Here is a 22,319-nt window from a genome sequence, read left to right as displayed (position 1 = left end):
GCCAGTAGGTGTATGGGACTCCGACGGTCACTCGACGATTACAAGCAGAACGAAGACGCGACCGACGTATTTCCGGGCGAACGGCGCACGCGGCGAGGCAGATTCAGCGGGTCGGACCAACGCCTCGTTCACGTTTCACCAGCCGGGTCGCTCCGAGACTACTCGTACCCACTTTCGGGACTCGGCGGCATCGTGTCCTCTCGATTCGGCATCTGTGTCGGCGACGCCGTCGAGTGGTTCGATGCGCTCGACACGGGGAGCCAGACGTACCGAGCGGGTCGCTCGCTCGTCGAGACGACGCACCGTCTCGACGGATTCGACGTGGTACAACGCGACGTTACTGACGGCCTCGCCCACACGACGGCGTTTGAGCTTGGCGACGGTGCACCCGAAGATATCGAACTGGCCGGGTTCGTCGAGATCAGCCCGGAGGGGCGAGATGGGCGCGTTGGGCAGCTCGTCCACGACGACGCCGTTGAGGTGTATCACAACCGAGAGCACGACTATCTCGGCACCTCGACTGAGTTCGTGGAGTGTACGCCCCAAGTACTCGAGCGGTTCGACGAGATACTCGCCGCGGAATCGCGGTCGTTTCCGGAGTTCGGTGCGTCCGAAGAGTACGAGGAGAGTCGCCTCACCGGCGGTGTTGGAGTCCGCGTCGCTTTCGAGGATGGTGAGACCAGTCTCGTCACCCTGCTGTCGGACATCGAAACGCAGTCGCGCTCGGATGCGCTCTCTGCGGTCGCGACCCGGACGCGACGACCCAACAGCGATTCAGCCGCACTCCTCGCGACGGCCCGGCAGGACGGACAGTACCCCACGGTCACGGACCGGCTCGTCGCGACTGACCTTTCAGTCCTTGAGTTACTCTCCGCACCGACTGGGGCTCGAATTGCGGGACCGGACTTCGACCCGTTCTACCAGTACTCCGGCGGCTATGGTTACACGTGGTTTCGAGACGACGGAGAAGTTTCGACGTTTCTCTTGGAAGCCGACGAATCACTCGGGTTCGACGCGGCCGAGGCACACCGACAGAGCGCCGAGTTCTACTTGCGGACGCAGTTACCTGACGGCCGGTGGCCCCACCGAGTATGGCCGATGAACGGCCGGCTCGCGCCGGGTTGGGCGAACGGCCACATCGAGGGCACGGAAACGCAGTATCAAGCCGACCAGACTGCGAGCGTCCTCGTTTTCCTCGCCGAGTACCTCTCGGCACACCGACAGTCGCTCCGAAACGTCACCGTCGAGGCCATCGAGAGCGCATTACAGTCGGGAGTCGATGGGCTCGACAGCTCGCTGGAAGACGATTGCTTTCCGACGGTATGCGAAAACGCGTGGGAGAATACGAATGGCCGTTTCACGCACACCGCCGCGAAGTTCGTTCAGGCCTACAGTACGATTGCGGCCGTCACGTGCGATGCAACCACCAGAGAGCGTGCAGCTACGCGGGCAACGCAGGTCTTCGACGCACTCGATATGGCGTGGGTCCCCGACGAGGGTATCTACGCGCTCCGATTAGACGACGGGGACGGTGACTTGGACGACCGAGTCGACAGCACTACCTTCTCACTCGTCGACGCCTATCTCGCCTATCGGGACATCGAGGACATCGGCGACACGCGATTGCGGCGGCTCGAACGCCATCTCCACACCGCGTTCTCCAGGCTCTGGAAAGAGACCGACGACATCTCCGGACTCACGCGATTCGAGGACGATACGTGGCGGCGGCGGGGGCAGGGAAGCGAGAAGGTTTGGACCGTCTCGACTGGCTGGGGCGCGTACGCGGCCGAGAAGTCGATTCGACTCTTCTCGTCGACCGACGAATACGACCCCGAGAAGTGGGCGGACCGATTGTTCGACGAGATTGACCTTGATGGCAGTCTGTGCCTTCCATCGGGGTATCTCCCAGAGCAGTTCTTCGACACCGGCGCGCCAGACAGCGCGACGCCGTTGGGTTGGTCCCACGCTATTCGATTAGCCACGCACGCGTCCCGTGTCACCCGAGGTACTTGCACCGAGTAGGGTTGTTACATTCAAACAGCGGAGTCCGAGGCGGTCATGCGTCGGACAACTCCCTACCTGTACTCTCATCTTTACTAAGATTTATCCCCCGCGTTGGCCGAACACTTGGGTATGGTTGAAGACGAGGTGGTGGACAGCCTCATGAGAATTGGGCTCTCGGACAAGGAGTCGCGAGCATACGTGACAATACTCCGTAACGGGGCGACGACAATCCGAGTCGTCTCTGAAGAGGCTGACATCTCTAAGAGTTACGCGTACGATATCGTCGGAAAACTCGAAGAGCGCAACCTCATCGAAATCGACGATCACGTCCAACCGACGCAGTTGCGAGCGATTCCGCCCGCAGAGGGCATTGACAACCTCGTTTCCCAACTACAGACCGTCGAGTCCCAGTTAGAGGATCTGTTTGACTCCGAGAGCTACGAACAGCAGAAGTTCAGTATCATCAAATCTCGACGGACGATACTCGCTCAGCTCAACAAGCTGATCGATGCCGCTGAATCGGAACTCGTTCTCGCACTTCCCGCATCGGTGCTTCATCGGGTCGAAGACTCGCTCAGAGAGGCGCGGAGTCGGGGAGTATTTTGTATGCTTCTCGTCACGGAGTATGACGGCACGAGTTCGATCGACGATGCGACCGCGAGTATCATTCAGACGTGGAGCGCCCCGGCCCCGGTGACGCTTACTGTTGACCGGAGTGACGGTATCATCGCCTCGGCAGATGCGATACTGAATTCGAACTCCGATGAATATGCCATCTACCACGCTGAGGAGCACATCGTCTCTTCGTTGTTCGACTCGTTTATCGCGAACTACTGGCCGATGGGCGAGCAGGTGCACGTCGGGTCGAAAAGCCAACTGCCGGCGACGTTCACGAGTTTCCGCCACGCGGTGTTCGACGCGACGCTACATCTGATGGACGGAGCTGTCGTCACGGCCGAGATGGATATCCGTCCCACCCAGAGTAACGCGGTGTTCGAGACGACGACTGGGACGATCGTGGCGGTGAAACAGAGTCTCGTTCGGCCCTTCTCGAACGACTTCCCGACCCAGGAGTCGTTCGTCGTTGAGACGCCTGACGACACGTTTACCGTCGGCGGCTCGAAGGCGTTTTTGGAGGATTTCGAGGCCCGGCGCGTCGTCTTTCGTTCGGTCAGCGACGCAAAACAGGGCTAGATTCCTGCTCTTTCTCACCGACTAGTCGGAATAGACGGCCCCGCGTGGGACTCCTCTACGTTCCTCTCGGTTGGGTTGACCCGACCGCCTTCGATGTCACTCGATTAGCGGAACGTCCATTTTGTTCATCCGCGAACGGGGTGCGGACACGTTGATAGTCAAATTCCTTCGTGAGGACGCTGACGACGTCGTCGACACACGCCGACCAATCACGAGCCATAGATGCATACATGATCTCTCAATTTGGAACGTAAGCACCCTACTCAGTCGGTTTACTCGAGCGAGTTCATCCCGCGCTCGCATCAGCACTCGACTGAGACGACACGATTGCTCGGACCGCTCAGTAGTGACTGACGACTTCAACAGAGTCGCACATCTGTACGATTAAGTCTCTCGAACGGACACAGTGGATATGGATTTCTTCAGTACAGAAACCCCAATTATTGGAATGGTCCACTTGCCGCCCCTCCCAGGTTCTCCCGGGTTCGATGGAGATCGAGACGCACTTCGAACCCGACTCCTCGAAGATGCGGCAGCACTCGAGGCGGGTGGTGTCGACGGCATTATGCTCGAAAACTTCGGTGATGCGCCGTTTTATCCAGACCGAGTCCCCCGTCACGTCGTCGCTGACGTCGCAGCACTCGCGAGCACACTTCGCGAGCATGTCACCGTCCCATTTGGCGTGAACATCCTCCGGAACGACGTTCAAAGTGCCCTCGGCATTGCCGCTGCGACCGATGGTGCCTTCGTTCGCGTGAACGTCCATACCGGTGCCCGACTGACTGATCAGGGCGTCATCGAGGGGATGGCACACGAAACGGTCCGGCTGCGTGATCAACTCGACACCGATGTTGCCATTCTTGCAGATATCGACGTGAAACACTCTGCACCACTCGCTGACCGGTCACACGCAGAGGTCGTTGGTGAACTCATCGAACGTGGCGGTGCCGACGGACTCATTGTGAGTGGGACCGGCACGGGCGAGGCAGTCGATACGACGGTTCTCGAAGACGTGGTCACCGCTCGCGATGCACGTGGCCTCGATGCCCCTGTGTTGATCGGCAGCGGAGTCACCCCCGAGACGGCACCTGAACTGCTTTCGGTCGCCGATGGTGCAATCGTTGGAACCGCGCTCAAAGAAGGTGACAAGACGACGAATCCTGTCGACGAAGCAGCAGTCGAACGGCTTGTCGCGTCCGTCCGCTAGAGCTCGCTCACCCTTGGCGGTTCACGTCTCGAGAAACTCGTGAACGTCGGATTCGGATGGGAGATTGCCCCGTGCGCCCAGTTCAGTACAGTTGAGTGCGGCTGTGGCAGCGGCAAAGCGTCCTGCGTCGCGTGCTGGGTAGTCGTTAAGCAGCCACGTATGGATCAGGCCCGCGGTGAAGGTATCACCGGCGCCGGTCGTATCATTCACGTCCACCTCGAAGGCCGGGATGTCGGTGACTGTGTCTCCTTCGAGAAGACGAGCTCCGTCACTTCCCTGAGTAATCGCCGCACGAGAGACGTTCTGCTGCGTAAGCGTGGCAATCGATTCGTCGGCCCCACCATCAAAAAACGAGCGTGCGGCAACCTCACCGACCACGAATAGATCAACAACAGAAAGCAGACGATCAATCGTCCCGGGTGTTGTCCCTCGGCCCTCAAGTTCCGAGAGTGGTCCGGCGAGGTCGAAGACGAGTGTCGAAATCTCACCACGCTTGCGGGCAGTCACCAGTCTCGAGACGACCGCATCAGGTGCATAGGCGCTCGTGAACACTACACTGGCGTTACCTGCATACTCGATATCGTGAGCATCAAGTCGGAGGTTCGGAACGCTCTGGCCACCGGCAACGATCATTCGTTCACCGTCTGGTCCACGGAGAATCAGCGTGTACGACGATTCTTCAGAGCCGGCTTGAAGCCGAGAACAGTCGATCTCGCGTGCGTGGAGGTCAGCTTTGATTTCGGTGGCATCGTCGGCCCCGACGCGGGTGATAACCCCCGTCTTGTTCCCAAACTCTGCAAGCCCAGAAGCGACATTTGCAGCGACGCCGCCCACGTTGGTTGTGTGGTCGCGAGCGAATGCCCCACCGTCAGGTTCCGGGAGATTCGACAGAGAATAGATGTGGTCGAGAACGGCGCTCCCGACCGTCACGACATCAAACGATGACATACGCCTACTCCACGGTGGTGCGTCTTGAACATACAGGGATTGCAGTTTACTGGTCTGTATCGAGTCCGTGGTCTCGCTGTTGCATCCATTCCCGTCGATAGTTATCACCACGAGAATCGATGGCGACTATGTACCTCACAGCCTCGGATATCACCGGATGAGGGTCGAGTAGACACAGGACGCTCCAAGTGCAACGGAGTCGGCGACGAGATCCCTTGTTCAGGTCAAGTGATGGGGTGAGTACGAGCCCTCCCCGATTGTGACTGCAGACAATATGCTCACACTGTTGAAAAAATGAAAGTTGATTATATTTGATTCTGTAACTGTTAATGTTGATGAGAACCAAATGACGGTCCACTCGGAAAAAGCAAAAATGATAAATATCTAACTATAAAACTAATAGATTAGAAATGCGCAGACGAGACTTTCTGTGCGGAATTGTTGCTGCATCTCCCCTAGCCACCGCGGGATGCTCAGCGGTTACTGGGGAAAACGAGAGTGAAAGGACTACTCATCATCATGTAAAATCAAGTACCGTCAGAAATGGGGTTCCGTCCGAGGTCAAACAAACAGTATTCATACTAGACCTTTTCGAGAAGGACGGGAATGTGGAAATGTTGGTGTCTCCCCAGCTAGATCTAAATGGATACGACATACCTGGTACGAAACAAACAACGGTCCATCTGATCATCAACGATTTTGTTGACCAGTGGCAGCAAAGTTGGACTGAGCAGAAGGGTTTGGCAGGTATTCTTACGTTTGAATCGGGGAGTGATAACCCAGTCACAATTACCGCAGAGACAGAGTTCGAGGGCGGTGGTTCAATTCAAACGAGTCGCCACGAAGAAATTCGGTATGCTTCGGGTACCAAGTAGGATAGAAATATCGCTTCTTTGAGATTTAACTACTATCATAATTTGTTGACGGTACTTATGATGAAAGAACTCTTAAGTAAGATTAGAAATGAGGCAGACCAAGAGCTACAGCATCCATTGCCAGGGGTTATTCTCGTCGGACTCGCTGCTGGATTAGGTGTACTCCTCATGGGTAACTTGGCCAAATCGGTTCTGGGTGGTTCGAGTATTATTGCTGATTTTGCAGCGATTCTTGGAGCAGGTTTCTATGCCGCAGTTGCGTACTACGCTCTCGCAAAGATTGGGCTTTGACTGTGCAGGTAAGTCTCTTCAGAGGTACAATAGTTCCCTTGAGAGAGCTTTAACCAACAAAATGGGTTGTTGACATTTGCTGTTGGTTAACACGATCTGAGCGATCATACTATGAGCCACCGACACCCCCAGAACTTCCTCTGACATCATCGATACCCTCAACGACTACTCGCCCGAACCCTTCGACACGTTGCAAGATACGCCGAAAAACTCGCAGAATCCATGACCGAGAAGTACGGCTAGCGGAAACCGAAGGGAGCAACCGGGTCAGAGCACGGCCAGCGGACCGTCCGGACATCGTCCCCTCGAAGGCAACAACACGGTAAAAGAGATCAACGATAATCGCTACTACTGGCAATGGAGAGAAGGCGATAGGGTGCTTTCTAAGTACAAAGGACCGGCCGATTCGGATAACTAGTCCTCGTTTGTCGGTGAGACGGAGAGACGGTGTTTTACTGGAAATAGTGGGGAGGGGGTGTTCCGTCATTCTCGTCAGCTGTCACCCTCCGCGGTCTACCGGTTCGTGTTCTGACCCAGTATACTGGAAACGGTGGTGTCTCCCAAGTGTATAAAGAAACATTTACTGGAAATACTGGAGCCCCGTGGTCTGTCTCATTCGTGAACAACCACTTGGAGTCCTCGCGAATTACTGGAAACGACGGGGTCAATACCGAATAGTGGAACTCTCGCTCCAAGGCGGTTATACTGGAAATAGCGGAAACGGTGGAAGGCGAAGCAATCGATGAGTCAGAACAGTGACGCGCCGGTTCTGTTCAAGGATCAAATACAGCAGAAGGTGTGAGTGGCCTGTCCCAAACTTTGTTTGGACAGGCAGCGGGACTTCCGCAGCCATGGGTGCAAGAGCGACCACAGCCACTCTGCCTAATTAATGTGAACGCCATTCGGCGGAAGTATATAAAAAATATAGTCTTAAAAACATTTTATATTGAAAGGTATTTTATCCTAACAACTTCACGTTAGATTCATGGGTGAGAAGAAAGACCCATCCGGTAGTGGTGTCGCCCGACGAACCTTCATCAGAGCCCTCTCTGCAGGCGCCCTCACTGGAACCTCCGTCATCGGCCTCAGCGGAAACACCCGTGCTACCTCCCAACCCCAACCAGGAGCCTCGCTTGAAGGGAAAACCGTCTTCCAAGGTCCAAACGTCAACCTCCCACTAAACGACACAGCCGCAACCACTTACGAAGCAACCCAAGCCGAAGGCGAAGTTGCAAAGCACAGTTCGTTCGACGTGGGTATCTTCTCCTCCGATACCCCCGTCACCAAGCAAGAACGCCGAGTCTTTGTCGATAGTAACGTCCCCGTCTTTCACGTAGGCGGTGGCGCCGAAGAAGCCGCGGCAAGCGTCCTCTACGACCTTCCCATGAGCCAAGTGACGACTGCAAACATCCATCAGGCGACCCCGAACGTGGATCGCTCTGTTGGGATGGAGTACAATCCCAGCATGCCGAGTTACAACTCGGCAATTCTCCCTGTTGATGGAAAGTCAAAATCGGACGGTTCAACCATCATCCGGAAAGCGCGTCAAGTCCGCCGTGGGCCAGGAGTTACGGGCAAGCTCCGGAAGCAACCAGTCGTGGCATCAGACGGGAAAAGTACTGGGCAGCGACAGTTAAAACAGATCGACAAGGCTCTCGCCCGTAGCTCTGATGTCTCGACCCAAGATGACGTTTCGACTCAGAGCAACGAAAAGGACAACGACGGCGATGGCTGGGAGGACAAAGACTACGACGGGTCGCTTGAGACGATGGGCGACGACTGGATCGACCTCGGCATGGACGATGACGAGCTGGAATTTCAGTGGGTCGTCGCCAGTCACACCACAACAATCGGAACCTCAGTGAAGAAAGTCGTCGGTGGAAAGCTCTCACCGGATGCCGACGAGACTGAGCCCTACGACTACTGGGGATGGCAGGTTCAACTCGACATGGACGCCAACGACGAGGTTTGGGTTGAGTCTCGGAACATGTGGCGTGATTTCCAGATCAACGACCCGAGTTCAGAGGTCGATACTGACATCGAGCGGTACGGTCCCCACCAGACATCGAACACGACCTCGAAGAGTGTCTCTATCGGCTTCGGCGTTGACTCAGAGAAGAGCATCGGTGCAAACGCATCTTGGGGGTGGAGCACTACCTCTAAAGATGTCGACGTCACGCCGAACTACTACGACGGCCGCGACGGAATGGAACACCACTGGGAAATCAAGACCGGTGCGCGAGACGGCGTTATCAATGCCGGACCGGGATACACGGTCCAGGTCGAACCGGGGACGGACTCTGTCGGCTACGACGCAGAGACCGAGTGGGAGTTCCTACACGGTACCGAAGACTTCAGAAAATACACCCAGAGCGCGTATGGTTCCTGGGACACGGCAGACCAGTACTGACCGAACCAACATCTGAATCTGAAAGGGAAACGGACGACAGAACGAGCAGGCCGACACCCACGGCTTCTCTTTTTGACGCGAGAAATCCAACAACGGTCTTATGCTAGCTTCCACAGGGTGCTGTCAGTACCCGTCCCGAAGATTGCGTTGTCAGTAACCGCAAAGTGGACGATATGGTGGTGTGAAACGAGTTGGTCGAAATCGCCTGTTTTGAGGTCAAACGCGCATAATCCAGACGTTACCTGTTCGTCTGAGCTCCCGTCGGTCGTACTAGACTGAGTCGTTGAGGTGATTTGTGTTGAAATATTCGAGGGGAGATTGTCGACTGGCACGAGCAGGGTCTCGTTGACGATCGCTGGGGATTCGACAGCTCGTCCGAATGATGTTTCCCAGGAGATCTTTCCTGAGTCTGTATCCACCGCACGACAGATACTCTGTGATGCGGACCAAAACACGACCATTGAGTCATCTACCGCGACGTCGAGACACTTGCCGATGTTGGCCTCCAGTTGCCAACGCTCGTTGCCGGACTGGAGGTCTCGTTTATGGAGGCCAGCATCCGTGGCGAAGTAGACCGCGCCATCGTCGATTGCGGGGCGGGTCATATACCGTGTATCGTAGCGTTCCTCCCAGCGTTTTGTCCCATCTGATTCATAGCAGACGACCGAGTACGGACCTTCGCTAAACCCGAATGTGACGAGGACTTCCTCGTCAGTTGCCGCAAGGCCTCGAGGAACATCTTGGTCTGGGGGACTCTGATGCCATTGTGTTTCACTGCTGTGTATGTCGATGGCGTAGAGCCTATCGCTACAGAGATAGAGTGTGGACTCGACAGTAGTCGGTGGGACCGGTATGATGTTGCTGGCGAATCTCTGAGCGGGTTTCCCCCAGGATTCTGTTCCGTCGGCTTGATTGAGCGCAACCACGCCTTTAGATGTCTGAACGAAGACGTAATTACAGGTTACAGTCGGGCTCACAGAGATTGTTGAATCGGATTGAGACCGCCAGGTCCAATCGTGTTCGCCTCGGGCGATGACGATTCCAGCATTTCCGGCGGCGAAGACGGTGTCACCGGCGATTACTGGTTCAGTTTTCACCGTTCCGGCTAATTGGTCAGGTTGAGGGATTCGTTGTAATGTTGGCTGATTTGGGAGGGGGGTCTCTTTTATCGTATTCGTGCGGGTATGAGATTGGCCGACTGACGGCCACGAGGCACCTGAGAAGTCACACGAGTCTGTGGGATTGGTCGCGGGTTCAGAGCGGGTTGGGAGGGACGCACACCCAGGGACTGTACTGAGGGCAGCTGCCGATAGTAAGACATCGCGTCTCGTCTTACCCATACTTATTTTATATTGTTGATCTGAAGAAAGTTTTTCGCCGAGTTGCAATCCATGAACGTTCTTCTTGACATCCTCCCGCGCCTGAAGACGCAGGAATCCCACGGCACCGCACCGCTGAGTTGGGATATTAAGGTTCGCGGTTAGCAACCTGTTCTCGTGGGGCGAAACAGCCCTCACTACGTTCGAACAGGTGAACCGCTGGCTGTGCCAACCAGCCATTATCCCTATCACCGCCATCCGTGGCGAGACTCGGGAGTACCTTTTGCCGAATGTTCTCCGCTCCGTTCACGTCCGCGTTCGCAACCGTGTCGCACTTCTCACACACGTACAGGCCACGTTCAACTCGCTGATTGTCATCTGTGTGGCCGCACGCCGAACACTCCTTCGACGTATCGCGTTCCGACACCAACTCCACGTTGATACCTTCCGCTTCCGCCTTGTAGTCGAGTAGCGTCGTGAATCGATCGAACGCCCACCCATGCAAGTCAAGATTGCCGTGGTCGCCCCAATTCCGAGGGTCGCCGTTCTCGTTGTCTTCACGGATGCCGCCAAGGTCGCCAACGACAAGCGTTCTGACGCCTCGTTCGACACACTGTTCCACGATTGCTTTCGAGAGGGAGTGTAAGAAGTGTGTCCGGCGACCAGTCCGCTTCCGGTCAAGACGAGTCGCCTCACGGGACGAGGAATCGTCGCACTTGGCCTTCTTTTTCGTGAAGTAGTATTCGTCCTCTTTGAGTGCGCCACCGGGATACAACACCGACTCGCCACCGAACGAGACGGCGGCAAAGTTGCAAACCCCAAGGTCAACACCGGCCACCCCGTCACCCGGCGGTTCCGGGTCGATAGTGGTGCGACAGACGAATTGCAGTCGCCATCTGTCGCGTTTGTGGACGGCGCGAACCTGTTGAATCTCCCACTCGGTCAGGTCAACATCCGGGCGCGTCTGGTACTCGCACAGGATGAAGTCTGAACGGTGTTCTTTGAGGTTGCGACCTTTTGAGAGGCGAACGCGGTTGAACTGTGCGTCGTGCTTGAAGCCAGCCGCTTTGAACGACACGGTTGAACGTGGGTGGGCGTCTCCGTTTTTGCGGTAGCCGGGCGGTCGGGCACGGTTGTCGCCGTTCCGACGCTTGCCGAACCAGCCGTTGAACGCTTCAGCGAGTTCTTCGAGAACGCGCTGACTGGATTGAGAATGTAAGTCCGTGTAGCGTTCGTGGCCTTTGAGTTCGGCTTTGAGTTCCCCGTCATCGGGAATCTCGCCCGTTTCGTCCCACTGTTCTTGTGCGTAGTAGCGACCGACGTTCCAGAGTTTTGAGGCGGCCCATCCGAGTTGGTCGAGGTCGTCACGAACCTGTCGCTGGTTCGTAATCGTGACCTCGAAGGTTCGGATGGTTCGACTCATTTTCTGGCTTCATAACTAGTTATGAATGCCGTTTTGTTGATAGTGGGGTTGGCGTGGAATATCCGGCTTACCATCGAACGGTGGTTGGTGTAGGGTATTGTCGGATTCATCCTGCGCCTAAAGGCGCAGGTATTCTCCTTGATTCTGTATATAACTAGTCCTCGATTGTCGGTGAGATGGAAAGAGGGTGTTTTACTGGAAATAGTGGTGTGGTGGCTGGCAATCTCGTCTCATCAGCTCGTCGAACACGAGTAGAAGTCGATACTACTCACGGTTGGCCATTAACCAACGAGTGAACAGTATACCCCTCCACGTTGGTTAACTTATCCAGATTGTCTGACGAGTGTCAGACCCCACCATTTCCACTAATACACTTACACGGTGAGGGCTAGCGGCTCTAGTCACCCACTCTCCCCCCACTATTTCCAGTAAAGCTAGTGACGAAGGTCCCCCGAACTCTCGAGTTGCTTTCTTTCACTAGAACAAACCGCAACAGTAACCGCGCTCTAGCTCTCCTACGGACTAGCTCAAACGCTATTAATATAAACTTTTCTCTAGTTTAGAGTTGCTTCTCACTAGGTGGCTCTCTTTCGTGGTGGTTTACTGGAAATAGTGGGGAGGGGGTGTTCCGTCATTCTCGTCAGCTGTTACCCTCCGCAGTCTATCGGTTCGTGTTCTGACCGAGTATACTGGAAACAGTGGGGGGTCTATCGAGTATATAAAGAAACGCTTACTGGAAATACTGGAACCCTGTGGTCTGTCTCAGTCGTGACTCACTACCTGGAGTTACCGCAAATTACTGGAAACGACGGGGCCGATATCGAATAGTGGAACTCACGCCCCATGGCGGTTATACTGGAAATAGCGGAAACGGTGGTCGAAACAGTTATGATTCTAGCCTGAATCAGTCGAGGACAATATGACTCCCCGATTTCAGCCAGACGATACGCTGTACAAACGGCGGAATACACTCAAAGTCGAGTACGTTCCAGACGACATCGTCGGGCGGGACAACGAGATCGAGGAGTACGAAGCGGCCCTGCAGCCGATCATCAACGGTGAGTACCCCGACAACATCTTCATCTACGGCAAGACTGGCGTCGGCAAGACCGCTGTAACGAACTTCCTCCTGAACGAGCTCTTGGATTCGGCGGAACATTTCGAAGTTGACCTCTCTGTCATCTCGCTCAACTGCGACGGTCTCAGCACGAGCTACCAGGCGGCGATTAGTCTGGTGAACAACCTCCGAGAGCCCGAACACCACATCGCCGAAACCGGCCATCCCCAATCCAAGGTCTATCGTCTTCTCTGGGATGAACTCAACAAGCTCTCGGGGACCGTGATCATCGTTCTCGACGAGATCGACCACATCACGGACGACACGTTCCTCTACCAGATCACCCGTGCCGACAACAACGGATACATCGACAACATCCAGCTCGGCCTCATCGGGATCAGTAACGACTCGACGTTCCGAGAGCAGCTCGATGCGAAGGTTCAGTCGTCGCTGTGTGAAACCGAGATTTCGTTCCCCCCGTACGGTACAGAAGAGCTCCAGAAGGTCCTCGAACAGCGGGCAGACATCGCGTTCCACCAGAGCGCGCTCGAAGAGGGCGTGATTCCGCTGTGTGCTGCCCTCGGTCGCCAGGATGGTGGTGACGCCCGACGAGCGATAACCCTTCTTCGGAAGGCGGGTGATCTGGCACGCACCGAGAACGCGGAGTCGGTGACGACTGACCACGTCGAACGCGCCCAGGAGAAACTCGAGGCACAGCAGAGCATGGACATTATGCGCGACCTCACCGAACACGAGCAACTCACACTCTACGCGCTGACCACGCTCGCTGCCGAGGAGTCTACGCCGGCGCGGTCCCGGGTCGTCTACCAGCGCTACAAAGAGCTCTGTGAGTATCGTGGCCGAGACCCCCGTACGGCTCGCCGAATGCGTAGCTTCTTGTCTGACTTCGAGATTCTCAATCTCACGCTCTCGCAGATGGAACACCGTGGTCAGGATGGGGGTACATATCGTGAGCATGAACTCAATCGCGATACCGCGACCGTCGTCGACGCCCTACAGACGATTATTAGCGACTTCGGAGCCCACCGGAGCATTCTCGAGTATCTTCCCGACTCTGGCGAAGAGTTCACTACGATCTGAACCTCCCCACCTAGTTTAGTGGTGTTTAGTGATTCATCCGCTCGTGACCATACTTTGAACTACTGCACGTACTGCAGACAGCGCACGGAGAGTCGGTTATTCACGACTTGCCGGCACGTGTCTGTTCGACTGGTGGTGTTTAGCAAGAGGAGATAACCCACGATGTTGTTCTGATTTTATGTTCACTAGTTGTGGTCATTAGTTGTGTTCACTACTGAAGAAGCGATCGGGCCCCATGAATCGGTCTTGGATGGGGCGTGGACGGGGCAACCGATCTGGGAGTGTCGGGTGTGTGGCTCGGCTCGCTACGGATCCAGTCTCGAGTAGCGCCAGTGCTGAGCGTCGATTAACCAACAACTTGTGAGTAGCGTCGAGGTTCGTTTGGTTAAGACCGCGAACTCCTGCAAGCCCGACGCCAGTCTCGATGGGGCGTCTTTCCGCACCGGCGAGCGGTGAGGCGCTTCCGATGGAGCAAGAGTTCAAGCAAGGCTACCGGATGCATATGCTTTCTGCACAGGTGAGAGATGCAGAGCTTCGCTCTTCATCTCCGTATGGCGTCTAGTCGATTGGTCATGAAGACATAACCCGGATGATAGAGCACTGTCTGTGCAACCTCCGCATTCTGTGCATCATTCACTAAGTGGTGTAAAGACGGTTCGGTAACAGGGATGTACTGGACGCAAGTCTGTTAATCGACCGTAAGAAGTCATCTATGCCCCATTCACAAAAGAACTACATTGGTCTAGGGAGGATTCGAGGGTGATGAAGCGAGCTATTCCGATATTGGTTCTTCTGGTTTTCTTTGCCGGATGTATGTCTGGCGCTGGAGCCCCGACGGGCGAACGGTGTGACATTTCGTTCGAGCAAGTCGCGTCTAGTTCGGTTGTCGAGATCACCCAGGCCGTCGAAAATGATGGAGCATTGGAGGTCTCCTACGAAGCAAATCAGATCGTGAGCACGGTTGAGTTGGTCGCAAGTGGTCAGGTAGTAGAGACGAATCAAACGGTGCCGGAGGGAACTCACGTGATCTCGGTACCTACCGAGCAACTTGAGAACGGAACTGTCACCCTACGCGCTAGCAATCCTGAAAACCAAACTATCGCCGAGTACCGGATAATTTACTGTCGAGGGGATTCCGCTCGTGTCTCACCGGACGGTGTTGACGTCATCATCGAGGACGAATCGCAGTCCGTCGGCGAATAACGACTTGTGGTTCCAAGACAGGGATTGTTCCTGAAAGCCCTCGGCCGCTCGACGCCCCGCGACCACGTGAGACTGCGTCTCGATTGCTCCCGTTCGCTTCGTCGCCGGCGCAGAGCGCCGGCTTCCAGCGGGACCGAAGGTCACACACGGCTCACGAGGACGCCGCTGCGCGCCTCACCCCTGCGGTGCCCTCCGGCTCCGCCTGAGGACTAGCGAGCGCTTCTCTCTCACGTCGCTTGCGGATCCCGGCGAGCATTTCGTTCGTGAAACCGTGTCGCAGTAACCGTTGCCCGGCCCGTTCAAACGGTGTTCCCCTACCGATGTGCAAGTTCTGCACATCCGACGAAACCGTTATGGATCTATGTGCAGAATTTGCACATAGAATGAGCGCGAGTGACAAACCCCGACGGGTCCACTTCCAGTCGCCCGAGTACCTTGTCGACCGACTCGACGCGATTGCGGCACTCTTCGACAAGGACCGGACAGACCTCCTCGTCGAAGCGATCCGCGAGTACATCGAAGACACTGCCGACAGCGAAACGTTCCAAGAACTTGTGGCAACGAAGTACTACGACGACCAGCTTGAGTTCGAGACGGTCAAGCAGTTGGTCGGCGCTGAAACCGCCCAACGGCTCCGCTTGCTCAAGGCAGACCTCGAGGGCGAGCCATTCGATCTCGCTGCGCCCACTGACGTCGACATCTACGGCGACGACGCGACGACGGTCGAGACTGGTGACGGCGACGAGCGATGAGCAGGCTGCGACTGCGGACAGTCGTCGCCGACACGAGTGCGCTGGTCAGTCTCGCCGTCCCACGAGCCGACGCTGCCTACGGCACCGACACGGCTCCGGATCCCCTCCAGTATCTGCTCACCTCGTGTGACGTGTTCGTGCCGCCAGAAGTCGTTGCAGAGCTCCGTGACATCACGCAGTATCAGGACATCCACGCCGCGGCTGCGAACAACGTCCTCGCCGCTCGCACCCACTACACAGTCGAGGATCCGTACGAACGCGACGAGACGCCGGACGCCCGGCCAACGTTCGGCCTCGACGACGGCGAAACCGACGGTATCGTTCTCGCGAACGCCCTCAACGTCGATGGATTTCTCACTGACGAGTTCGGCGGGACGAACTTTCCGCTGATTCACGCCGTGCTGCAGGGCCCGCGGATCGTCCCGACGCCGCGGCTCCTCGTAGATTACGCTCGAAACGGGCATATGAGCCACGAGGAAGCTGGAACGCTGATCACGACGATCAGCCCGCATCGGAGTTGGGAGAACAGCCCCTACGTCACGCAGTTGCTCCAACACCTCGACGCGTAACCGGTCTCCAAATGGGGACGCCGAAGTCCAGCGTCGGCGACGGTTCTTGAAAGCTCTCGGCCGTTCACGGGCGGCGTCGCCGCCCGTTAGCTCGGGAGAGCTTCGCTCTCCCGCTGCTCGGCATCCCGCGACCACGCGAGGCTGCGCCTCGCTTGCACCCGTTCGCTCCTGAAGACTCACTTCGCTCGTCTTCCGGCTCCCGCTCGCTACACTCGCGGGAACTCCGCCCACGAGAACCCCGCTGCACTCCTCGTGCCTGCGCTGCGGTACTTGCGGGGCCGGGAGACGTTCACGGCGCGAAGCGCCGTGTGCTCGGGAGACGTAGTCTCCCGGTGACCGAAGCGGCCGTTTCGACCCGAAACCGGTCGTGTTCCCGTTCGAGGAACGTCGCCGTCAGTTCGGTGAAGTCCTCGTCGTCGTCGACGTACAGGACGACCACCTCGTTCACTAACTCGCTCATATCTACTTCGCCTGAATGTTCGATAAGTAGATACTTAAGAATGGGCGCGGCCGGAGGGGAACGGCTCATCTCAACACCACGCGAGTGACATCCTCCTCGCCTAAAGCAGACCACGAGTGTACCAGACACGCGCTATTCAACAATCTTGAACGGTGCAGCGAGTGCGATACCTGCATCGTGTTCGGAGAAACCCCAGTAGATGAATCAGTACGTGGCTGGTTCGTGTGTTGTACACCGTTGGTACGGGCCTGAAAATTCGTTGGCGCGGAGTCTCATTTCCCACTGGAGTTCTTCACCAGGCGCTAGAATCCGTTGGGACGACGACCACTCGTGTTCTTCGGCTACACCGATGGAACTCCGCCACGTACCGTCCGGTCCTAACTGCTGAATCATATACCTAGATTTTCCGAGTGTGGTGAGTGAGTCAGCGGACTCGTTTGTGAGTCTCGCTATCAGTGTTCCACCAAGTGAAACCGATTGCGGGACCGTCAACGACGCATACCTCAGATAGTTCACTATTGACCGCTTTGTGAACGCGTCTCCGACATCACGATACCCCGGAGCACAGACTTGATCCTCGTTTCCTGTAACAACGCCGAGACACCCAGTGAGGGAAACTGTTCCGACTGAACTACTGAGCAAAAGTAGCCGACGACGTGAGAGTGGAGGGCTCATAGCAGAACCATCCGAACTCATAATTATATATTTTTACCACTACGCTTGCAAATACTCATTGCGTATGACGCGCCGGGGTTCAGCTTCGAAGCAACTGACGACCCCGACCGCTTCGTGGATACCCCCGAAATACGTATTTCCTGAGAGAATTAGCTGCCGTGCCCTCCCACACGCGCCGCCAACTCCTCACAGCCCTCGGTTCGACAGGTGTTGCGCTTGCTGGCTGTCTCTCGCCGTCTCGCCCCTCGGGAGACTTCGGAGACGTCGACGGAACGTGGCCGATGAGCGGTCGAAATCCCGGTCATACTCGACGGGTGGCATCAGGTCCGAGGGCCGAAGACAGTCTGGCAAACCGACCTCAGTCAGGTACGCGCTACTGAAACACCGGCAGTCAACGCCGGACGATTATACGTCCCCGTCGATGCGATTTCCGATACGGCACGCCATCGGTACCGGCTTCACTCGTTGAGCGCAGCGACAGGCGAGGAACGGTGGCAGGTGCCACTTCGCTCGGGGCCGAATGGGCCACCCGCAGTAGCTGGTGACCACATCGTCGTGACGGCTAAACGGGGCTCGAACAGGGTCGTATCGTCGCATTTCGGAAGCGGTACGGCGAGGAGGACTGGCTCGTCGACATCGACGCCCGCCTCACGGCGGCACCCACGATTGATGGTGGAACGGTCTACGTCCCCGATTGGAGCGGCCGGGTCCACGCACTATCGGTATGGGACGGGTCCGTGCAGTGGTCACAACAGGTAGGCGCAGCGGATGGTGGACGAACGTTCACCGAACCGGTTGCCGTTCTCGGCGACACGTTCTACCTCGGTTCGCAGTCGGGGTCTACCGGCAACCGGGGAAGAGCGATGGACCACGACTCTAGGTGGCGTCAGTCGCGCCATCGTGACTCCAGCGGCGGTTTTCATGCCCGAATCGGACGGAACCGTGGTTGCACTTGGGGAGACGTAGGAGGACAGTCTAGTAGACAAGTGACAGTAGCTGAGACCGGGCTACTCAGCGCGGCAGAACAGTGCTGGTTGCGCTTTACCGGTGGCCGAAACTCGTGTCCGTTCCAAACGACGTTCGACGCTGTCTCGTCGGAACCCTTCATCATTCCATTCCAATCGAATAATAAGGTTTAATATTTAATGTCGGATTAGTTATTATATGGCTGTCGTTAGCGTCTCGATGCCGGAAGAACTACTTGAGCGAATCGACCAGTTTTCGGACGACCACGGATATACTGGCCGGAGCGAAGTGCTCCGAGAGGCGGGTCGAAACCTCCTCGGTGAGTTCGAGGACAAGAAACTCGAAGACCGCGAACTGATGGGCGTCGTAACCGTCGTCTTCGATTACGAGACAACGAGCGTCGAAGAGAAGATGATGCGACTTCGCCACGAGTACGAGGACATCGTTGCGTCGAACTTCCACAGCCATGTCGGCGGGCACCACTGTATGGAATTGTTCGTTCTCGAGGGATCGCTCGAAGATATCTCGACGTTCGTCGGGAAGATCAGAGCGACGAAAGACACGCTTACGATCGATTATTCGGTACTTCCGGTCGACGACTTCGGTCCGCTCGCGGATATGAGCTAACTTCGCTTTTCACGTTCGGATATTCCAGACTGACATCTCCGTCCGCTGTAGGCGGAGAAATAGCGACTATAGTCGGCTATCGTGGTTTGCAGCCCGATTCGTGTCTGAGAGTGGAGCCGATTCCAACCTCAGCCCTTCGAGTTTCTCGTGCCGGTGAGGTCCGAGATGAACGGTCAAACGGCCGTACACACCGGACGCGTCTCTCATACTGACTTACTTCTTCGACTCACCGTTCTCGCACTACGGACACCAGCGACTTCTTCAACGTTGACTCGACCATCGGGAACTGATATTAACGAAACATATCTAAATCACAGTTATTATTATACTCTGTTCTAAAGTTAACAACAACGATGGTCGAACTCACGCGACGAAGATTGCTCCAGAAAGCGGGTGTAAGCACGGTCGCTGCGACGGGAATCGCTGGCTGTCTCGGTCAAAGTGGTGGGTCACTCGACTCTGTGACCGTCGCGTACGTCCCGATTTACCCGAACATACAACACTACGTGATGGAACAGGAGGGCTACTACGAGGAGGTTCCGGCGGAGGTCTCAATAGAGCGGTTCAGCTCCGGCCCCAGCGTCGTCAAGGCCTTCGCCAGCGGGGATGTCGACGTCGCGCTTTTCGGTATCACCCCTGCGATGGTTCTCGCCGACAAAGGGACCGACACCGGTATCCTCGCGGCAAATTCGAGAAACGGCTTCAAGGTCATGGGGACGACCGAACTAGCCGAGCTCTACGAACAGGAGGAGACAGCCACGTTCGAGCGCTTCGAGGAAGAACACGGTCGCAAGGTCCGGTTCGGTGCTCCGCCGGATGGGAGCGTCCCTGATATCGTGCTCCGGTACTGGATCCAAGAGGACCTCAACGTCGGTGAGATAGAGTCCGTCATCAACAAATCGAAGGTCCCACCGGCGAAGGCGGTCCAAACGATCCAATCGGGTGATATCGACGCGACTATCATCCAAGAGCCGTTCGCGACGATAATCGGCCAAGAGGACGGCTTCGAGGAACTCGTCTGGTCCGGTAACATCTTGGAGAACCATCCGGTTACGGTGCTGTTTGCGAACCAGCGAGTGATTGACGACAGCGAGGTCGCCCAGTCGCTGGTCGAACAGCACACGGCGGCGACCGAGTTCACGGCAAATTCGCCTGATGTGGCCGCTACCCACGCCGCGTCGGTGATTGGGTCCGGCGTGAGCGAACAACTGGCCACGAAAGCAATGGACTCCCAGGCATCTGCGTTCATCTCGGATCCCCACGCAATCACCGAGCAAACCGCGACGATGGGTGAGTTCGTCGCGAACGTCGGCAACATCGAGACACCGGTCGCGACCGAGGACCTGTTCGCGTTCAGCCCCTACGACGCAATCCAGTAATGAGCCTCCAGACCGACTCCAAATCCAGTGCGACCACGATGCCCCGTTTCGAGGGGGACGCGCAGAGATATCTGCGCGGACTCGGCGGGCTGACCGCGTTCCTCATCGTCTGGTGGATCGGCGCGATGATGACCCAGCCGTCGTATCTGGTTCCGGGGCCGGTCGCGTCGGTGCGCGCGTTCGTGGATCTGTTCGCAACCTCGACTGCGATTGTCGTCCCCGTTTTGGGGTCGGAGATGGTGCTTCCAACGGGGCTCGCACACCTCGCGGGACTCATCGCGCTGGTCGTGAACATCTTCTCGGCGGCGCTCGGACACGGTGCGGTCGGCCTGCTCGGTGCGAACACGCTCGTCAACGCTACTGAGGCTATCGTCGCCTACTACGCGTTTAAGGCGCTGATGGGAATGGACTGGGATGTCTTCCCCGCCAGCGCTAGCGCCGCGACACTCGGCCTGTCGGCAGGAGCGGTCCTGATGGGCGCGATCATCGTCATCAGCGGCGTGAACGGGAGTGCGCTCCCCCGGGGCGACCTGACAATCGCCGTCGCCGGCCTCGTCGGACTCAACCTCGGCGTCGCTGTCATCGAAGGTATCCTGACGGGCTTCGTCGTCCAGTTCCTCGCGTCGGTCCGTCCCGATCTCGTCGGCCTCACCGACCAAGAGACTCGTGAGGAGTCAACCGGGGTGACCGCGTGATGCAGCGCTGGCAACAGTACGGGGGCCTCCTCGGTCTGCTCGCGGTCTGTTTCGCAGCCGGGCTCTGGGGGTTCACTTCGACCGGCGGCGCGCTCCCGTGGGCCAAGCGGTCCGCGAAGGCGCTCCAACGTGGAGTGCAGGAGGGCGGCGGCGCACTCGTCGACTTCGGTCGCGGCATCGTCGTCGCCGGGCCGATTCGGAAGGGCGGGATGATGCTCGAATTCGGGGGACTCGTCGCCCTGTTGTTCGTCCTCGGCATCGGACTGTACGTCTACGTCGACCGCTACGGCGGCTTCGGCGAAGAGGGACGCTCGGCACAGTAACTCGTGACGACGCTCTCGAACCACGTTCCCGACCCGCGGCTCATCACGGCGTTCGCCGAGCGGCGGGATGGGCCGCTCCACCGCGTCAATCCGTGGACCAAGGTGGGAATCGTCGGCGCACTCGTCCTCGCGGTCACTGTGTTCGACCACGTTGTACTCCTCGCTGGACTGTACGGCGTGGTCCTCGCCGTCTACGGGTTAGCGGGGCTTCCGTACCGCCGCCTAGCGGGCTGGTACACGCTTCCGCTCCTGTTTATCGTCTCGGTCGCCGGCCCGTTGGCGTTCCTCGAGCCGGGCACGCCGATTGGCGGTGCGCTCTCGACGCCGGTCGGTGAACTCTCAGTCACGTGGTCGGGTCTCGTACTCCTCTGTGAACTCAGTTTCCGGTCACTGACAGTCGTGACGTTCACGCTGGCGGCGTCGATGACGACGAAGTACACCGCGGTTGCGTACATGCTCGGACGCTTGCTCCCCCGACCAATTGACCAGGTCGCGCTCCTCACCTATCGGTTTACGTTCGTCATGGTCGAGACGCTCGAAGACCTAGTGAAAGCCGTACTCACCCGGGGCGCGAATCTCTCGGAGTTCTGGTCGAACAGGCGACTGTACGCGAGAATCCTTGGGATGACGATGCTGTCGGCCATCGAGCAGTCCGAACGGCTCGTCAAATCGATGGAAGCCCGCGGCTACGACGGCGACATCACGCTGTACGGCGACGTCTCGCGGCCGCCCCTTCGCGAGCTACTTGTCGTGGTCGGTTCGTACGCGGTTGTCGTCGGGTATGCGGCTGTCTCGGTCACCGGGGTGGGACTGTGACTCACGCTGAGACGCCACTTGTCGA

Annotated in this window: 18 protein-coding genes and 4 pseudogenes; 17 read left to right on the top strand and 5 right to left on the bottom strand. The window is 57.2% G+C overall.

Translation table 11 applies throughout. From position 1 onward, the window contains the following. The first annotated feature begins 12 nt into the window (after positions 1-12). The 3 genes from DVK03_RS18325 (at position 13) to DVK03_RS18315 (ending at position 4,405) form a co-directional block, all read left to right on the top strand. Positions 13-2,022 (top strand): glycoside hydrolase family 15 protein, encoded by a 2,010-nt coding sequence (locus tag DVK03_RS18325; protein WP_004062247.1) that lies wholly within the window; start codon positions 13-15, stop codon positions 2,020-2,022. A 111-nt stretch (positions 2,023-2,133) separates the two neighbouring features. Beyond that, positions 2,134-3,198: a TrmB family transcriptional regulator gene (locus DVK03_RS18320; RefSeq protein ID WP_115803455.1), complete on the top strand. Its 1,065-nt coding sequence runs from the start codon at positions 2,134-2,136 to the stop codon at positions 3,196-3,198. 412 nt (positions 3,199-3,610) lie between these two features. After that, complete coding sequence (locus DVK03_RS18315; RefSeq protein WP_115803454.1) at positions 3,611-4,405, top strand: BtpA/SgcQ family protein; 795 nt, start codon at positions 3,611-3,613, stop codon at positions 4,403-4,405. Positions 4,406-4,426: 21 nt separating this feature from the next. On the opposite strand, the gene DVK03_RS18310 is transcribed toward DVK03_RS18315, so the two are convergent. Continuing rightward, on the bottom strand, positions 4,427-5,353 hold the full coding sequence (locus DVK03_RS18310) for a carbohydrate kinase family protein (protein WP_115803453.1): 927 nt from the start codon (positions 5,351-5,353) through the stop codon (positions 4,427-4,429). Between the two features lie 932 nt (positions 5,354-6,285). Between DVK03_RS18310 and DVK03_RS18300 the strand changes: the two genes are divergently transcribed. Further along, a complete protein-coding gene (locus tag DVK03_RS18300) occupies positions 6,286-6,519 on the top strand; it encodes a hypothetical protein (RefSeq protein WP_233506121.1) in 234 nt (77 codons plus the stop codon). Positions 6,520-6,593: 74 nt separating this feature from the next. Continuing rightward, positions 6,594-6,937: pseudogene (locus DVK03_RS20335) on the top strand (hypothetical protein). Between the two features lie 329 nt (positions 6,938-7,266). On the opposite strand, the pseudogene DVK03_RS18290 reads toward DVK03_RS20335, so the two are convergent. Next, a pseudogene (locus DVK03_RS18290) lies at positions 7,267-7,425 on the bottom strand (IS1595 family transposase); the annotation flags it as partial. Between the two features lie 79 nt (positions 7,426-7,504). Here DVK03_RS18290 and DVK03_RS18285 point away from each other — a divergent pair. Then, entirely contained in the window at positions 7,505-8,929 is a 1,425-nt protein-coding gene (locus DVK03_RS18285; protein WP_147301755.1) for a hypothetical protein, read from the top strand. A gap of 98 nt (positions 8,930-9,027) precedes the next feature. On the opposite strand, the gene DVK03_RS19765 is transcribed toward DVK03_RS18285, so the two are convergent. Both DVK03_RS19765 and DVK03_RS18275 read right to left on the bottom strand, forming a co-directional pair. Next, the gene (locus DVK03_RS19765) at positions 9,028-10,026 is read right to left on the bottom strand and encodes a PQQ-binding-like beta-propeller repeat protein (protein ID WP_158543175.1); all 999 of its coding nucleotides are present in this window, start codon (positions 10,024-10,026) and stop codon (positions 9,028-9,030) included. Positions 10,027-10,396: 370 nt separating this feature from the next. Next, positions 10,397-11,671 carry an RNA-guided endonuclease TnpB family protein gene (locus DVK03_RS18275; RefSeq protein WP_115803450.1) on the bottom strand — a complete coding sequence of 425 codons (1,275 nt, stop codon included), beginning with the start codon at positions 11,669-11,671 and terminating at the stop codon, positions 10,397-10,399. A gap of 919 nt (positions 11,672-12,590) precedes the next feature. On the opposite strand from DVK03_RS18275, the gene DVK03_RS18270 reads away from it, so the two are divergent. From DVK03_RS18270 to DVK03_RS18260, 4 genes are all read left to right on the top strand, one after another. Then, positions 12,591-13,829, top strand: coding sequence for an orc1/cdc6 family replication initiation protein (locus DVK03_RS18270; protein WP_115803449.1), 1,239 nt, complete (start codon positions 12,591-12,593; stop codon positions 13,827-13,829). Positions 13,830-14,591: 762 nt separating this feature from the next. Beyond that, positions 14,592-15,032: a hypothetical protein gene (locus tag DVK03_RS20170; protein ID WP_199506016.1), complete on the top strand. Its 441-nt coding sequence runs from the start codon at positions 14,592-14,594 to the stop codon at positions 15,030-15,032. 383 nt (positions 15,033-15,415) lie between these two features. Continuing rightward, positions 15,416-15,784: a hypothetical protein gene (locus DVK03_RS18265; RefSeq protein ID WP_115803448.1), complete on the top strand. Its 369-nt coding sequence runs from the start codon at positions 15,416-15,418 to the stop codon at positions 15,782-15,784. Continuing rightward, a complete protein-coding gene (locus DVK03_RS18260; protein ID WP_115803447.1) occupies positions 15,781-16,353 on the top strand; it encodes a hypothetical protein in 573 nt (190 codons plus the stop codon). Before DVK03_RS18265 ends, DVK03_RS18260 begins: the two co-directional genes overlap by 4 nt. 334 nt (positions 16,354-16,687) lie before the next feature. Here DVK03_RS18260 and DVK03_RS18255 read toward each other — a convergent pair. After that, positions 16,688-16,813, bottom strand: a pseudogene (locus tag DVK03_RS18255) (HTR-like protein); the annotation flags it as partial. Positions 16,814-17,782: 969 nt separating this feature from the next. On the opposite strand from DVK03_RS18255, the pseudogene DVK03_RS20330 reads away from it, so the two are divergent. The 7 genes and pseudogenes from DVK03_RS20330 to DVK03_RS18220 form a co-directional block, all read left to right on the top strand. Then, positions 17,783-18,016: pseudogene (locus DVK03_RS20330) on the top strand (hypothetical protein); the annotation flags it as partial. A 59-nt stretch (positions 18,017-18,075) separates the two neighbouring features. Then, positions 18,076-18,627, top strand: a complete 552-nt coding sequence (locus DVK03_RS20325; RefSeq protein WP_342764787.1) for a PQQ-binding-like beta-propeller repeat protein — start codon at positions 18,076-18,078, stop codon at positions 18,625-18,627. Between the two features lie 25 nt (positions 18,628-18,652). Beyond that, complete coding sequence (locus tag DVK03_RS18240; RefSeq protein ID WP_115803446.1) at positions 18,653-19,081, top strand: CopG family ribbon-helix-helix protein; 429 nt, start codon at positions 18,653-18,655, stop codon at positions 19,079-19,081. A gap of 353 nt (positions 19,082-19,434) precedes the next feature. Beyond that, complete coding sequence (locus DVK03_RS18235) at positions 19,435-20,460, top strand: ABC transporter substrate-binding protein (RefSeq protein ID WP_199506001.1); 1,026 nt, start codon at positions 19,435-19,437, stop codon at positions 20,458-20,460. Beyond that, positions 20,460-21,155, top strand: coding sequence for an energy-coupling factor ABC transporter permease (locus DVK03_RS18230; RefSeq protein ID WP_115803444.1), 696 nt, complete (start codon positions 20,460-20,462; stop codon positions 21,153-21,155). Before DVK03_RS18235 ends, DVK03_RS18230 begins: the two co-directional genes overlap by 1 nt. Next, positions 21,155-21,478, top strand: a complete 324-nt coding sequence (locus DVK03_RS18225) for a hypothetical protein (protein ID WP_058567855.1) — start codon at positions 21,155-21,157, stop codon at positions 21,476-21,478. Before DVK03_RS18230 ends, DVK03_RS18225 begins: the two co-directional genes overlap by 1 nt. A gap of 3 nt (positions 21,479-21,481) precedes the next feature. Beyond that, entirely contained in the window at positions 21,482-22,294 is an 813-nt protein-coding gene (locus DVK03_RS18220) for an energy-coupling factor transporter transmembrane protein EcfT (protein ID WP_115803443.1), read from the top strand. The last annotated feature ends 25 nt before the right edge of the window (positions 22,295-22,319 follow it).

This window comes from Haloferax sp. Atlit-109R (genome assembly GCF_003665865.1).
Taxonomy (GTDB): domain Archaea; phylum Halobacteriota; class Halobacteria; order Halobacteriales; family Haloferacaceae; genus Haloferax; species Haloferax volcanii.
This window is presented reverse-complemented; position numbering and strand designations above follow the sequence as displayed.